This is a genomic window from Kitasatospora sp. DSM 101779, from assembly GCF_025655475.1.
Classification (GTDB): Bacteria; Actinomycetota; Actinomycetes; order Streptomycetales; family Streptomycetaceae; genus Kitasatospora.
Window position 1 is genome coordinate 6,840,185 of the sequence record NZ_JAHTIK010000001.1, and the last position, 15,284, is coordinate 6,855,468.

The window sequence follows — 15,284 nt, forward strand, 5'->3', positions numbered from 1 at the left end:
GCTGCAGTAGTCGCGACACGGGCGTCAACAGGTCCGATCCGGCGGTTCGGTGTGGACCACGTCACACGCCCGGACCGCCCGGCCCGGCGGCGGCGGCGATCGCGGAGGAGCGTTCTCGCGGCACGAGGACATGCCGCAGCTCCGCCGCGGTCGGGCTCGACTGCGGCGGAGTGCAGGGCGGTTCAGGACCGGGCGCGGAGTTCCTTCTTGAGGATCTTCCCGGTCGGCCCCTTGGGCAGGGCGTCGACCAGTCGCACCTCGCGCGGGTACTTGTAGGCGGCGACCCTGTCCTTGCAGTGGGCGGCGATCTCCTCGGGTGTGGCCGACGCGCCGGGCTTGAGCGCGACGTAGGCCAGGACGTCCTCGCCGAGCCTCTCGTCGGGCCTGCCGACGACGGCCGCCTCGGCCACCGCCGGATGCGTGAACAGGACCTCCTCCACCTCGCGCGGGTACACGTTGTAGCCGCCGCGGATGATCAGGTCCTTCTTGCGGTCGACGACGAACAGGTAGCCGTCCTCGTCGGCGTAGGCGAGATCGCCGGTGTGGAACCACCCGTTCCTGAACGCCTCGGCGGTGGCTTCGGGTCGCTTGTAGTAGCCCTTCATGACGTTGTGGCCGCGGATGACGATCTCGCCGACGTGGTCGGGCCCCGGTGGCAGCGGTTCGTCGTTCTCGTCGACCACACGTACCTGAACGCCCCAGATGGGCCTGCCGATCGAGAGCACCTTCCGGGCCTCGGCGCTGATGTTGAACGTCGTGGTGCTCGCGGTCTCCGACAGCCCGTAGCCCTCCAGGATCACGACACCCGGGAACTTCTCCTCGAAGGCGCGGATCACCTCACCGGGGATCGCGGCTCCTCCCGAGACACCGACCCGCAGCGAGCCGAGCTCCCGGCCGGAGGTGTCGGCCGACAGGAGGGCGACGTACATGGTGGGGACGCCGGAGAAGATCGTGCAGCCGTGCCGCTCGACGGCGTCGAGCACCGACTCCTGCTCGAACCGGGGTACGAGGACCATCGTGCCGCCGAACCGCACGCAGGCGTTCAGCACGCTCGACAGCCCGAAGACGTGGAACAGCGGCAGCACCGCCACGGCGATGTCGTCCTCGCGGAAGCCGAACAGTTCCCCCGCGACGGTGCAGTTCATGTAGAGCTGGAAGTGGGTGAGTTCGGCGCCCTTCGGCCGGCCGGTGGTGCCCGAGGTGTAGAGCAGCGCGGCGGTGTCGTCCGCATCGGTCGGCTCGATCTCGCCGGTGTCCCCACCGGAGCAGAGCTCGTCGTAGTGGATCGCGCCCGCCGGCAGCCCCTCGCCGGCCGGCGAAGTGACGACGCACGTCGTCACCCCCGCCACCCGCTGTGCGCCTCTGAGCGCCTCGTCGGCGAACGAACCGAAGGTCACGAGCAGCTTCGCGTCGGAGTCCTCGAGGTGGTAGGCGATCTCAGGGGCGCGGAGCAGCGGGTTGAGCGGGACGATCGTCAGGCCCGCCTTGAGAATCCCGAAGTACGTGAACAGGAACTGTGGCACGTTGGGCAGTTGGACGGCGACCTTGTCACCGCGCACCAGCCCGCGGGCGCGAAGGGCGCTCGCGACGCGGCCGGAGATCTCGTCGACCTGCGCGTAGCTGAAGGACGTGTCCGCGAAGTGGCACATCGGCTTGTCCGGATGGGCATGGCGCGACTCCCGGAGCATGGTCGCGAGGTTGAAGCTCATGAGGGCACTCCCGGTGGGATGAGCGCTGGGCGGCTCGGGCGGGAAGGAGGAGGCAGCCGGCGGTCCCTGAGGCGGCGGTGGAGGGGGGCGGGGGTGGTCGCCTGCGGCGCGAGCGTGTTCGTACTCATGGGTGATCCCTTCTCGGGCGCGCGGGGCGGGCGCGGAGAGGGTGGTGGCCGGGCCGGCCGAGGGGCCGCCTCGGCCGGCCGGTGTGACGGAGGCTATGGCCCCCACAGGCACTAAGCAAGCGCTTAGTAAGTATTACTGCCTGGTAATGTCAGTTGTTTCGCCCGGCAGGCGACCACAGGATCGAGCAGCTCACGCAGGGCTCGTGCGCGAGGGGATCGAGGCCGGTGTCCTCGGGGGCCGCAACGTGCCGGCAGCCGGCCGCGCGGTGCTGTCACTCGGCACCGACGTCGCACGCCGGTACACGGACCGCATGCGCCCCTCGCCCCGGGCCCTGGGACAGCAGTACGCCGACCTCGTGCTCCGCGTGCCCGGCCCCGACCCGGCGTGGCACCGGCCGTCGGCGCCGCGCTGCCGATCGACGGTGAGCGGGCCGCCGCGGCCGTTCCCGGTGCCGACGCGGGAAGCCCGGTGCGATCACAGCCCCATGGACTTGGCGATGACCGTCTTCATGACCTCGCTGGTGCCGCCGTAGATACGGAAGACGCGGTTGTCCGTGTAGAGGCGGGCGATGGGGTACTCGAGCATGTAACCGTAGCCGCCGTGCAGTTGCAGGCACTTGTCGATGACCCGCGACGCCGCCTCGGTGCAGAAGAGCTTGGTGGCGGCGGCGTCGGCGGAGGTGAGTCCGCCCTGCTCGATGAGGTCCAGGGCACGGTCGCACAGGGCCTGTGCGGCGGCCACCTCGGCGGCGCACTCGGCGAGGACGAACTTGGTGTTCTGGAAACCCGAGACCGGCTGCCCGAAGACCTTGCGGTCACGGGTGTAGGCGAGCGCGAAGTCGATCGCGGCCGCAGCGGCGGCCACCGCGGACACGGCGATGCCGAGACGCTCGGGAATCAGGTTGTGGGCGAGGTAGGCGAACGCGTTGCCCTCCTCGCCGAGCAGGTTCTCGACCGGGACCTTGACGTCGGTGAACGAGAGCTCGGCGGTGTCGGAGCTGCGCAGGCCGATCTTCTCCAGCTTGCGGCCGACCGCATAGCCCTCGGACTTCGTGTCCACGCACAGGATGGACAGGCCGCCGCGGCGGTTGTCCGCCGGGGCGGGGGACGTGCGGCAGACGACCAGCATCAGATCGGCGAGGACGCCGCCGGTGATGAAGGTCTTGGCGCCGTTGAGGACGTAGTGGGTGCCGTCCTCGGACAGGACCGCGGTGGTGCGGATGCCGGCCAGGTCGGAGCCGGTGCCGGGCTCCGTCATCGCGATCGCGGTCATCATCCGCCCGGAGACGAAGTCGGGCAGCCAGCGCTTCTTCTGCTCGTCGTCGGCGAACTCGAGCAGGTACGGCAGCACCAGACCGGTGTGCACGCCGGAACCGCCGAACGACACGCCGGCGCGCATCAGCTCCTCGACGACCACCGCCTGGTACTTGAAGCCGCCGACACCCGAGCCGCCGTACTCCTCCGGGACCTCGATGCCGAAGATCCCCAGGTCGCCGAGCTTGTGGTAGAACTCGCGCGGCGCGTGACCGGCGGCCTCCCAGGCGTCGTAGTGGGGCACGACCTCGTGGGCGATGAAGTCCCGGATCATCTCCCGGAAGTTCTCGTGGTCCTCGGTGTAGACGGAGCGCTGCACTGACGGTCTCTCCTCTGTGTCCGGGTGTCCGGCTGAGGACCACCGGTGGTCCTCGCCGCGCGAGGCGGTCGATGGCGGTTTTCGGTGGCCCTGAGCTGCGGTTTTGTCCTACGACGCGCTCAACCTAGAGCGTGCTCCCGCGCAGGGCCAGGTGCATCTGCACAGAATTCCGGCTCCTGCATGTGCATTCTGCCCAGCACCGTTCGGGCTAGTCTGGGGCCATGAAGCACGGCTGGGCGGCGCCCGCGCCCGAGGTGGCGGCACACATCCGGGCGACCGCGGAGCGTATGCAGGGCACCTTGGACGGGCTCCTCGCCGAGATCGGTCAGCAGCTGGCCCCCGACACACCGGAGGCGCCGGCCGACCCGGTCATGGCCGAGGAGATCGCCGCGAGCAACCGGGACACCGTCGGCCGCTGGGTACGTGCCAACCGGCTTCACCCCGGCCGCCCGGTCCCCGCGGACCTGACGGCGCAGATCCTGGACGTGGCCCGCGACATGGTCCGACGCGGCGTCGACGAGCGCTATCTGGTCCAGGGCTACTGGCGCGGGCACAACCTGCTGTGGCGGTACTGGATGCGCGCCGCGCTCGCCGAACCGGCCCCACCGGAGGTGCTGGCAGCCTCCCTCGACCTGGCGGCCCGCTCCATGTCCCGGTTCGTGGACCGCACCCTGGCCGGCGTCCAGAAGCACGTGGAGCACGAACGCGACCAGCTCGTCGGCGGCATGCCCGCCCGGCGGCTGGAGACCGTCAACCTCCTGCTCCAGGGTGCGCCGATTGCCGAGGAACGGGCAAGTGCCCGGCTCGGCTACGACCTGAGCCGGCGTCACCTGGCCCTGGTGCTGTGGCACGCACCCGGCATGATGGAGCAGGGCGAGCTGGAGTCCGCAGCCGATGCGATCGCCGAGGCGGCGGGAGCACGGCGGCCACTCACCGTCGCCGCGGGAATCTCGGTCCTGTGGGCCTGGATCGCGGTTCCGGGGCGGGTGGACACCGAGGTCCTCGCCGAGGCCCTTGCCGCCACGGGCAGCAACGCCCATGCGGCCGCCGGGATGCCGGGTGACGGTCCCACCGGTTTCCGGCTCAGCCACCAGCAGGCGCTGACCGCCCAGCGGCTGATGTTCCGGATGCGCCAGCCGCCCCGTCTCACCGCCTACGAGGACGTCCAGGTCGTCGCCATGGCGGCACACGACGAGGACCGGGCGCGCGAGTTCGTCGCCTCCACGCTCGGCGCGCTGGCCGACGCGCCCCCCGAACTCGCCCGGACACTGCGGGTCTACCTGCAGGAGGACTGCAACGCCAGCCGCGCCGCCCGCCGGCTGTACACCCACCGCAACACGGTCCTCAACCGCATCGCCCGCGCCGACGCCCTACTGCCCCGACCGCGCCCCGGACGCGGGCTTCAGGTCGGCATCGCCCTGGAGCTGCAGCACTGGCTCGGGTGACACGGACAGGGGCGCGGCGGGCGGGACGACGCGCCGGCCGCGCCGTTCAGCACGCACCGGCCCCCGTCGTGGCCGGGGGCCGGTGGGCGAGGGCCTAAGAGGTGTCTTGAAAGGCGTACGGATGCCACATAAAGCCTCCAGCGCCCCTGAATCGACCACCCCAGTGCCCTTGAAGACTCCTAGGTGCACTTCTCGTCGATCTTGTACTGCAGCGCCTTCGGGTAGTCGTGCCGGCTGAGCCGGACGCGGGCCAGGATCGGCGCGTGGTTGAGGTCGTTGCCGGGATCGGCGACGTCCGTCAGGAGCGACTCGAGCTCGGCGTGGGTGGTGAGCTCGTACCCGTGCATCCGGTCCTTGTCCGTGCCGAAGACCTCGGCCAGCTTCTCGTAGCGCCACGGGTGCAGCACGTTGTAGAAGTCGGCCCCGTTGGACGGCTTCTCCTTGTAGTAGCAGGGGCTGACCAGCATCTGCTCGATGCCGTAGAAGCCCTCGTTGTCCAGGACGAAGACCACCGGCCTCAGATGGTGACGCACGTGGGTGGACAGCTCCTGGCAGATCTCCTGGAACGAGCCGTCGCCGACGAACACGAGCGGGCGCTTCATCGGTTGCTGTCGTCCCAGCGCCACGCCCGTGGTCGCGCCGACGGAGTAGCCGATGGACAGCCAGCTGTTCTGCGCCAGGAAGCCGGCCCGCTCGGTGATCCGCAGGTTCATCGAGCCCAGCAGCGCGAACGCCGCGTCCGAGACCACGGTGAACGGCGAGGGGGCCTGGGGGTCCCCTCCGGTGGCCCGGTGCTCCAGGAAGTGGTTGATGTGCTGGAAGAAGCTGTCGTAGGTCAGCTCGGGCGGGTACCGGTCGCTGCTCAGCGAGTCCAGGAAGTCGGCCGTGCTGGCCGGGACGTCCAGGCCGGCCGCGTGCGCCAGCGCGAAGTGGTCGGCCGGGAAGGTCTGCCCTGCCAGCGCGTCGCGCAACGCCGGCATGAACCGGCCGAGTTGGACGTCGGGGAAGTAGCCGGCGCCGACGCTGACGCCGTCGCGTGCCGCCACGATCCAGTCGTCGCCGATCGACTGCTCGCCGGCAAGGTTCTTGGAGGTGGACCACGTCCCCAGGCCGATCCGGCAGCCGGCGTTCCTGAAGGTCGTCCGGATCTCCGGCAGGCTCGCCCTGCCGTTGTAGACGCCGGCGAACAGCGGGTGCCGTTCGGACACCACGGACTTCGCGCCGACCGTGGTGCAGAACTGCATCCGGGTGGTCTGCACGAACTCCAGCAGCTCGGCCTCCAGCCGCTGGCGGACCAGTTCCTCGCCGGCCCAGACGATCGGTGTGCCGAACTTCCCGATCAGCTCCGCCGCTGCCGAGACGGCCTTCTCCAGCATCTCCTGGTTCCGCCGGGTGAACGGCCGCTCGTGGGCACGGAGGGCGCCCTGCGGGGGCTCGCACGGTGCGTGCCAGAGGTCCTCCATGACCTCCAGGTAGACCGGCTTGCGCTCGGTCAGGCACGCGGTGATCGCGCCGTCGATCTGCGAGGGGGCGAGCCCGGGGTTGGAGAGCACCTGTGCGTCCACCGTGACCTGCCGGTAGACGTCCAGGTTGCTCTCCCGGCGCGGGCTCATGTGCGAGGTGAGCAGACCGACCGCCTGGTGGTTGAGCCACTGCTCGTAGGACGGTGCGGCGTTGATCGCGATCAGTGGTACGTCCTCGACGTACGCGCCGCCGACGGTGTTGAGGAGGCTGAACGCGCCCACCCCGTAGGTGACCGCGACGGCTCCGACCCCCTGGTCGCGATCCTCCGGGTCGGCGTCGGCGGCCCGCACCCGGGCGTAGGCGTCCGCGGCGTAGCCGGCGCCCATCTCGGTCGGGGTGCCGATCCACCGCACACCGGTGGTGGCCTGCATGATCGTCAGGAACGGGCCGAGGAAGTCCCCGGGCACCCCGAACAGGTACCGGATGCCCAACTGCTCGAGTCTGGTGGCCAGGTAGCGGGCCACCGTCCAGTCGTCGCCGCTCATCCGCGCACCGCCTCCTGTCGGCTGTCCCCTCGGAGCTGGACCTCGGGCCGGGTCTCCGGTTCCGCCGGGGCCGGCGGCGGAGCCTCGTGCACGGCGATGGCCGCGCGGACGGCGGTCTCCACCGCGCCCTCGATCCAGGCGTGCTTCAGCGAGGCGTGCTCGCCGGCGAAGTGCACCGGGCCCTCCGGTTTGACCACGTCGAGGTGGAAGCTGGTCATCTGGTGCGGGGTGTACACCGCCGCCTCGCCGAAGGCGTACGGGTCGCGCAGCCAGCTCTGGGTCTTCCCGTAGCCGGTGTAGAACACCTCGATCCGCCGGCCGTGCACCGACTGGAGGTTGCGCAGCGCGTAGACGTACCGCTCGTGGTCCTCCATGGAGTCCCAGCGCACCGCGTCGTCCGACCAGCTGTAGCTGGCCAACACCACCCCGCCGCCGTCGCCGTCGGGCACCGGGTGCGAGGGGTAGTACATGAAGCGGTTCGGGTTGTCGGTGGTCGAGCCTCCGCCGAAGCAGTTGGTGGCGGGGCGCACGGTCGCCCGGAGCAGCGGGGTGTGCCGGTACACCTCCCGCTGGGCCGGGCTGATCCGGCGCTCGTCCACGCTCGCGTGTGCGCCGAGCAGCACCTCGGGCAGGTTCCGCGGGGGGCGGTGGCCGTTCTGGGCGGCGGCCACGGCCGCCTCCGCGTCGTCCTCGCCCGCCCGCTGGTAGTACTCGTACAGGCCGGGCGCGATGGAGTCGAGTTCGACCTTCCAGTCCGCCTCGGTGAACTCCCACCACCGGCGGGAGAACTCCAGCAGCACCTTGGTGGCCTGGTCGTAGTGGGTCTCGATGATCGCCCGGCGCTTCTTGTAGGAGAACGGCGGTGTCACCTGGACGAACCGCAGGGCGGAGAAGGGGACCGTGACGATCGCGAAGTCGCCCTTCCAGACGGTTGGTTCGGCCTCCGGGTCGTCCTCGGGGACGGTCTCGACGGCGACCTGAGGCCCGACCGGGCCGACGCTCCGGGCTCCCCCGCCGTCCCGGCGCGGGTCCCAGTACTCCATCCGGACCATGCGCCGGCCCATCCGCAGCTCCTCCCGGAGCTCCTCGGCGAGCGCGTCGGGCAGCCTCCAGCTGCCGCCGGCGATCTCCCAGTACGTGGCGTTCGGGTTGATGTCGCTGCGGCCCAGGAAGGTGTGGAAGAAGGCCAGGTGCAGCCGCGAGGTCATGTTCTCGATCGTGCCGATCGCCTCGATCGCCTCGTCGCTGAAGCCCGCGTACTCGCGCAGGAAGCGGCCCATCGAGTACCCGTCGAAGTCGCGGATCACCCGGGCCCAGCCGTCCAGCCACTCGGCGAACGGCTTGTTCACCCGCTTGCCGTCCCTGATGACCGAGTAGTAGTCGCGCACCGGCTCCAGGGCCTGGTTGACCATGTCGGCGGCGGTGATCCGCACCTCGTCGCCGGTGAGGTGGAAGCCCTCGTTGACGCAGCTCGGATCGGCGGCGTACTCCTTGCGGCGGGCCTGGACCCGGTTGGTGCGGATCCAGGAGTTGAAGCGCTTGACCGGTTCGCGGAAGTCCGGGCTGTCCGCGCCGTACTTCCAGACCTTGCCGGGCTCGAACGACTCGTAGACCACCGGTGGGGCGGGCGCGTGCTGGTTGCCGGTGTCCGGATCGACGTCGACGTTGAAGAACAGCTGCCGGCGCAGGCCGAGGCTGTCGACCAGCGCGAGGGTGAGCGGGTGGAAGCCGGGCAGCCGCATGGCCCCGGCCTCCGCGTACTGCTCCGGGTCGCGGAACGGTCCGTCGGCCGTGTCGTCGGTGGAGCGGAAGGTCTTGATCCGCCCGCCCACCCGGCTGGCGTTGGCCTCCAGGATGGTGACGTTGTGTCCGGCGTCCTTGAGCAGCTTTCCGGCGACCAGTCCCGCGATACCCGCGCCGACGATCAGCACGTCCTTGGGCTCGTCCGTCTCGGGGATGCCGTCCTTGATCAGGACGTCGAGGTAGCGGAGCTTCAGGTCCTCGTCGTCCGGACCGACCAGCAGCAGCTCGCGCGCCAGCTGGCGGCAGGTCTGCCAGCGGGCGCGCTCACCGGCTGTGCCTTCGATGACGGGGTTCTCCATGGTGTCTCCTCGGGGCGGTCGGCGGTCAGGAACCGACCGGCTTGTCGGGGCGGTCCTCGCCCTCGGCGAGGGGGCGCGGCGTGGTGATCGAGGGGGTCGGGGTGTGGAGCGCGCCCGCCCTGCGGACGGGGCGCTGTGGGCCGGCGGTGCCGGAGGTGTGCCGTCCGCGAGCCGACGTCGGCCCTTGCAGGCGTGACCGAGGGCCTCGTCGAAGCCGTTGGGGGCGTGTGCGGGGGGCTCCGGGTCTCCGGGGGTGAACTCGGGGCGTCGGACCGGTGCTCCCGGACCAGCTCGAACTGCTGCTCCGGAAAGTCGACCTCGCGGGCGAACCTCAGCCCGCGGCCCAGGCCGTCGTCCCCTTCACGCTCGAACTCCGGCCGTACGGGATGCCCCGGCGCATCGGAGGTCGGCTCCTCGGCTCGTCGTCGACGATGCCGGCGAAGGCGCGCGGGTGGGTGCGGCGGAGGCGGGCGATCCGGGGGGACGGGCGGGGGCCGTGGTCACGCTCGGGTCCTCGCGGTGGGTGACGGGCAGAGGTGATCACAACACGTGAATTCCTCCGTACCCAAAGTAGCCGCGCCGTCGAGAGTCCTGTCAACCGGAGGCCGGCCTCCTGACGTGCTCACGTAGGGCCGCCGGGGCGAGTTCGCCCCGGACGGCAGCCCCGCGGGCCGGGTCTCATCCGGCCGGCGGCTCCTCGGGCGGCGCGTCGGGGGACCGGCCGTCCAGGTACGCCCGGATGGCGTCGATCAGGTTGCCGAAGACGTTCTCGGGCGGGATCCGCTGCCACAACTCGTAGACCTTCAGGGTGTCCACCAGGGCCGCGTCGGGACGCGCGAGGACGAACGTGACGCCGCGCGTGGCGAGGAAGTCGAGCAGGCTGTGCAGGCGGACCCCGGCGGAGTAGTCGACGTCGGCGATGCCCGCGGCGTCGAGCACCAGCCAGCGCACCGGATGGGGTGCCTTGTCGACGAGGGCCTTGACCTGGTCGGCGAAGCGGCTCGCGTTCGCGTAGAAGAGCTCCGCGTTGAAACGGAAGACGATCAGGCCGGGCGCACTCTCGATCCCGGGCTCGGCGACGGTGTACGTGGGCGCGCCCTCGTCGGTGACGCCGACGACGAAGTCCTTGGGCCGGTACTCCCGCCGGATCACCTCGAACAGGGACAGCGCGAGGGCCAGCAGGACGCCCTGCTCGACACCGATGCCGAACACCGCGAGGGCGGTGGCGACGGCCACGACGAACTCGTTGCGGCGCCGGGTGCGGATCTGTCTCAGACCGCGCACGTCGATGAGGTCGAGACCCACCAGGAGCACGATTGCGGCCAGCGTCGCGAGCGGCATGTCGGCCAGCAGATCGGTGAAGACCAGCGCGACCAGGAGCGAGAGGAGCGCCATCGTGAGGTTGGCGACCTGGGTCCGGCCGCGCTGCTGGTCGAGGATCTCCGTCTTGGTCGGGGAGCCGTTGACCACGAAGGTCCCGCTGAGTCCGGCGGCGAGGTTGGCGACCGAGAGGCCGACCAGATCGCGGTCGACGTCGACGCGGTCACCGTGACGGGTCGCGAAACTGTGGGCCGTGGCCGCGCTCTGGGCCAGGATCAGGACGAAGCAGGAGAGGGCGATGGAGAAGACCTCGGGCACGTCGCCGGGGGTCAGCCCGGACGGCAGGCCCAGCGGCGGGAAGCCCCCCTCGACGGCGCCGACGACCGCGACCCCGTGGTCGGAGGCGTCCGTCGCCGCGGACACGGCGATCAGCACGACCACCGCCACGACGGACCCGGGGAACCTGGGCAGGAACCGTTTGAAGACCAGGATGATCACGACGGTGGCGGCGCCGAAGGCGAAGGTGTGCCAGGAGACCTCGTCGAGACGGGACATCCAGGACCACTGCTGCTGGAACCAGTTGCCGCGGCCCTTGGGGATGCCGAGCAGCTCGGGAATCTGAGCCGTCGACACCTGGACACCGACACCCGTCAGGAAGCCGATCAGGACGGCGGCCGACAGGAAGTCGGCGAGGAAACCGAGCCGGAGCAGGCGCGCCGCGGCCAGGATGACGCCCGACAGCAGGGCGGTCAGCCCGGCCAGCCCGACCCACTGGGGAGAGCCGGGGACGAGACCTTCCACGCCCAGCCCGAGCAGCCCGGCGGAGAGGATCGCCGCGGTGGCGGAGTCCGCGCCGACGACGAGCAGCTTGGACGAGCCCAGCAGGGCGAACGCGATCGCCGGCAGGATCAGTGTGTACAGGCCGGTGACGATGGGCATGCCGGCGATCGACGTGTACCCCATGACCTCGGGGATCGCGACCGCCGACAGCGCCACCCCGGCGAGCACGTCCCGGCCCAGCCAAGCCCGCCGGTACCCGCGCAGCGACACGGGGACCAGCCTCGTCACGCCCGTCATGTGGGCACCTCAGCAGCGGCCGGAGAACGCATACGCCCCATGGTGGCCGTCGGAGGACCCCCGGTCCGGGATTTGGCCGGACTCCGCGGTGGCGGCGGCGAACCGGTTCCACCGGCTCTCCGGCCCCGTCCGCGAGCAGCTGCGCCGGCAGGTGGTCGTCGATCCGGCTCGGCGGCGTCGTCCCCGCTGCGCGGACGGTGGGGGCGGGTGGACTCATCGGGAACTCCCTGTCGGACGGCGGCGGTCGGCCGCGAAGGCCCTCCCCCTGGCCCCGGACGGCCCGACGGGCCACCCGACCTGTTGGGGGCGGATTCGCCACCGGCGGAGCGGCCGTCCCCCTCGGCGGCGGGCCGGCCGAACGCCCGGGTGGTTCGCCACCGGATGACCGCCCGACGGGGCACGGCCGTTCTCGTCGACGGGAATGGTGATGGCCGGCGGTGGTGCTGGCATCCTGGGGGAATGAGGGGGAGCAGACGATGCGCGCACTGATCGGGTCCTGGCTGGCGGCGGAAGAGGTCCCGGAGCCGTCCGGGGCCGGACCCTGCGCGGACGAGGACGGCGGGGGCGCGCTGCCGGTGCCGCCCGCCACCGGTGCCGAGGTCGCCGAGGCGGCCCGCCGGCTGGCCCTGCGCGGATTCGACGGGTCGCCGTCGGCGGCGCCCCCCGCGCTGAACGCGCTGGCCGAGGCACTGGTGGTCGACGAGCACCCGTCCGCCGCGCACTGGACAGCCCCGGAACGGGCCGAGGCGGTGCGGTGGGTGGCGCTGCTGGTTTACCGCTTCGGCGAGGACGGCGTCCAGGAGTTGGTGGCCGAGCTGTCACGCTGAGCCGGCGCCTGCCGCGCGGCCCGGCCCGCGCCCCGGGCCGGGCTGAACCCCGGATGTCCGGCGGTCCGTCGAGCAGGTGGCGGGGCCGGACCGTCCGCCCCGCGCGGACTCGGGGAGGCAGCCTTGCCGCGGATGAGCGGAGCGTGGCGGATCACGGTGCTCGGCACCGACACCGGGCAGGAACGGCGCGCGGTCGCCCGCACCCCTCGCGGCACCTGGATCCTGCCCGGCCGGGTCGGTCCTGGACGTCCCCGCCGCCGCATGTGTCAGCAGGGCCGATCGCCGGAGATGTCGGCCCGGACGTGGTGGCGCCGAGCCTGTCCGTCCGATCGGACCGGGGCGGTCGCCGGGTGCTGTCCGGGGCCGCCGTCGACAGCCGGAGCGGGGTTACTCGGGAGCCGGTGCGGGGCGGAGCTCCACTCCCGGCGTGAGGTGGAAGCGGCCGGGGTGCTCGATCGTCCGGCGTTCGGCCGTACTCAGCCGGTCGCGGCGGTCCAGCCAGGAGTGCAGACGGGCCAGGGTGTCGCGGTCGCGCCCGGCCGGATCGGCGTCCGTGCCGCCGTACTCGCGAAGCAGCACCCGTGCGGGCCCGTCCGCCGGGTCGGCGGTCGGCAGGACCTCGAGGACGGTGAACGCGGTGGCCGGGGGGAAGGTGACCCGGGTCTCCTCCGGGCCGACCGCGAACGCGGAGGTGCGTCGGCCGGTGACCGACCAGATCACGAACTCCACTGAGGAAACCGGCAGTTCGGCGGCAGCTGTGGTCAGGCCGGTGACCGGGCCCGGCTCGGTCAGCTGCTGCCCCACCCGGTACTGCGCCAGCAGGTCGTCCCGATCCGGCCCGGGCGGAGCCGTGAGCAGGACCGCGCCGTGGTGGCTCGGCAGCCGACGCAGCCCGGAGCCCAGGCAGCGCAGGAACGGCGCGAGGCGGGGGTCGCCGGAGCGGGCCGCCGCGACCAGTTCGTCCCGGTCGGCCGGAATGCCCGCGTCGGTGTGGTGCATCAGGACGGCCGCCAGGTCCGGTGTGATGTCGTCCCCGGTGGTGAACCGCAGGCCGGGGAGCCGGGTCGAAAGCTGTTCCACCCTCCCCGAGCACCGGCGGTAGTGCTCGCCGAGCAGCGCCCGGACGGCGTCCCGGTCCTCGACGGTGCTGACCCCGGTGGGTGCGGGTGCGGAGAGGTCCTCGGACCGGAGCAGGCGCGGCACGGACTTGCCCGCCGCGGAAGCGCCCAGGGTGCCCCCGAGCGGTGGCGCGGACACCGGGCCGGGCTCGGGCCGCGCGCCGGGCTCGGGCTGCTCGTCGGGCGGAGTAGCGGGGGTGGTGTCGGGCGGAGGGATTGACGTCGCGTCGGCCCGCGGGGGCGCGGCTGCCGGTGGCGCTCCGGTCCACGAGGACTCCGCCGGGGGGTTGGCCGGTCGGGCCGGTCCGGCGGCCGGCCGTGACGGGGAGCCGGCGGAGGCGGTCGCGGTGAGCTTCCCGGTCTCCGGCGCGGACGTGGCGCCGAGGGCGGGGAAGCGGGAGCCGCCGGAGGCCTCGGTGCGGGCGGGCGGCCCGATCGGTGCGACGGCCTCGGGTCCGGTCGCTGCGGACGCGGAGGTCAGGGCGGGCGGGACCGTGGCCGGCGGGGGCACGGGCCGGTGGTGCCGGACGGGCGGTGGCGGCGGGGCGACGGCGCCGTAGCGGACGGGCGCGGAGTGGGGCGGGGAGCCGACGGGCTGTTCGGGTCCGAGCCAGTCGAGCTTGTGGGTGCGGGCGACGAAGCGGGCGACGGGGACGGCGGCCGGTTCGAGCAGGCCGTGGACGAGCAGGCCGAAGCCGTGCACCCCGACGGCGGGGAGCCGGTCGAGGAGGCAGCCGAGTTCCTCGAACACGTCCGGGGCGACCGGACGGTCGCGTTCGCCGACGATCAGCAGCGGACGGGTCGCCTCGGGCCGGCGGAACCGCGGGGTCAGCACGTGCGGCGGTTCGGGGCGCAGCCAGAGGCCCGCCGGGACTGCCTCCAGCGCCCAGTGCGGGAAAGCGGCGAAGACGGCGGGCCGTTCGGTGCGCCAGTCGGCGCCGCCGTTGTGCCAGGCGACGGGGGCGACGGCGTCGCCGGGAACGGCGGCGAGCTGCAGCAGGAACGGCTCCCAGCGGGGGTGCCCCTGGGCGTCCAGGATGCGCGAGGTGGGACCGGTGGCCCCGGCCATGGGCACCCCGATCGAGGCGCGCACGGGCCGGTCCAGCCGGGTGGTGAGCGCGGCGGTGAGCGCGGTGAGTTCGTCGGGGGCCGCCCACGGGGCGCTGACCACCAGCCGGTCGGGGGCGACGGGCAGCGCGGTGACGGCGGCGACGAAGTCCTCGGGCAGCAGGACGGGCGCGGCGGGTGTACCGACCACCAGGACGGTGCTTCCGAGCGGACCGGCGGCCATCGCGAGTCCGGGCAGCGGGTCGGGGGCGGGGGCCGCGACGTGTGCGAGCCAGTACCCGGCGGGCAGCCTGCGCACCCGGACGGTCGGTGGGACGGAGGACCGGAGCGCGGGGACCGCGGTGGGCACGAGGGCAGCCCGGCGGGCACGGCGGGGGGCGGCGTCGGGGGCGCAGTACCACCAGGAGGCGGGTCCGGACGCGTCGTCCGGGGCGAGCACGTCGAGGTCGCCGTCGGGGGTGATCTCGACCAGGCCGTCGGGGGCGATCACCGGGAGCCCGGCCCGGGCGGCGACCACCTCGGCGGGGCGGCGGCCGTTGGGGGCGAGCGCGGCCAGGCCGGACGCTGCCAGCACCAGGGCGTTCGCGCCGCGGGCCCTGGCGAGGTCGCCGAGCTCGCCCATCCGGTCGCGCAGCACGGGCGCGGCGTCGGCGGCGGCGGCCACCACCACCAGGCTGTCCGGGATCGGCCGCAGGACCCCGACCGCCGCCCACAGGTCGTCGTAGGTGGCCGCGACCGGGGCGATCACCAGGTGCGCCCCCAGCTCCCGCAGCTCGGAGCGGTGCGCGGGCCCGGCGGGTTCCGGCCGTACGACCGCCGAGCCCGGGCCGGTCCCGGCGGGCAGCGCG

The 15,284-nt window shown here is 72.7% G+C and carries 8 protein-coding genes; 2 read left to right on the plus strand and 6 right to left on the minus strand.

What is annotated here, in order from left to right:
• Positions 1 to 182: 182 nt before the first annotated feature.
• Entirely contained in the window at positions 183 to 1,709 is a 1,527-nt protein-coding gene (locus tag KSNIM_RS31175) for a long-chain-fatty-acid--CoA ligase (RefSeq protein WP_263106465.1), read from the minus strand.
• A 603-nt stretch (positions 1,710 to 2,312) separates the two neighbouring features.
• Positions 2,313 to 3,470 carry an acyl-CoA dehydrogenase family protein gene (locus KSNIM_RS31180; RefSeq protein WP_263106466.1) on the minus strand — a complete coding sequence of 386 codons (1,158 nt, stop codon included), beginning with the start codon at positions 3,468 to 3,470 and terminating at the stop codon, positions 2,313 to 2,315.
• Positions 3,471 to 3,691: 221 nt separating this feature from the next.
• On the opposite strand from KSNIM_RS31180, the gene KSNIM_RS31185 reads away from it, so the two are divergent.
• The gene (locus tag KSNIM_RS31185) at positions 3,692 to 4,915 is read left to right on the plus strand and encodes a PucR family transcriptional regulator (RefSeq protein WP_263106467.1); all 1,224 of its coding nucleotides are present in this window, start codon (positions 3,692 to 3,694) and stop codon (positions 4,913 to 4,915) included.
• A 179-nt stretch (positions 4,916 to 5,094) separates the two neighbouring features.
• Here KSNIM_RS31185 and KSNIM_RS31190 read toward each other — a convergent pair whose 3' ends face one another.
• The 3 genes from KSNIM_RS31190 to KSNIM_RS31200 form a co-directional block, all read right to left on the minus strand.
• Entirely contained in the window at positions 5,095 to 6,924 is a 1,830-nt protein-coding gene (locus tag KSNIM_RS31190; protein WP_263106468.1) for an alpha-keto acid decarboxylase family protein, read from the minus strand.
• Positions 6,921 to 9,026, minus strand: coding sequence for a flavin monoamine oxidase family protein (locus tag KSNIM_RS31195; RefSeq protein WP_263106469.1), 2,106 nt, complete (start codon positions 9,024 to 9,026; stop codon positions 6,921 to 6,923). The genes KSNIM_RS31190 and KSNIM_RS31195 overlap by 4 nt, the downstream gene beginning before the upstream one ends.
• 678 nt (positions 9,027 to 9,704) lie before the next feature.
• Entirely contained in the window at positions 9,705 to 11,423 is a 1,719-nt protein-coding gene (locus KSNIM_RS31200) for a SulP family inorganic anion transporter (protein ID WP_263106470.1), read from the minus strand.
• Between the two features lie 476 nt (positions 11,424 to 11,899).
• On the opposite strand from KSNIM_RS31200, the gene KSNIM_RS31205 reads away from it, so the two are divergent.
• Positions 11,900 to 12,250: a hypothetical protein gene (locus tag KSNIM_RS31205; RefSeq protein ID WP_263106471.1), complete on the plus strand. Its 351-nt coding sequence runs from the start codon at positions 11,900 to 11,902 to the stop codon at positions 12,248 to 12,250.
• Positions 12,251 to 12,637: 387 nt separating this feature from the next.
• Here KSNIM_RS31205 and KSNIM_RS31210 read toward each other — a convergent pair.
• On the minus strand, positions 12,638 to 15,284 hold a 2,647-nt coding region (locus KSNIM_RS31210), incomplete at its 5' end, for a hypothetical protein (protein WP_263106472.1).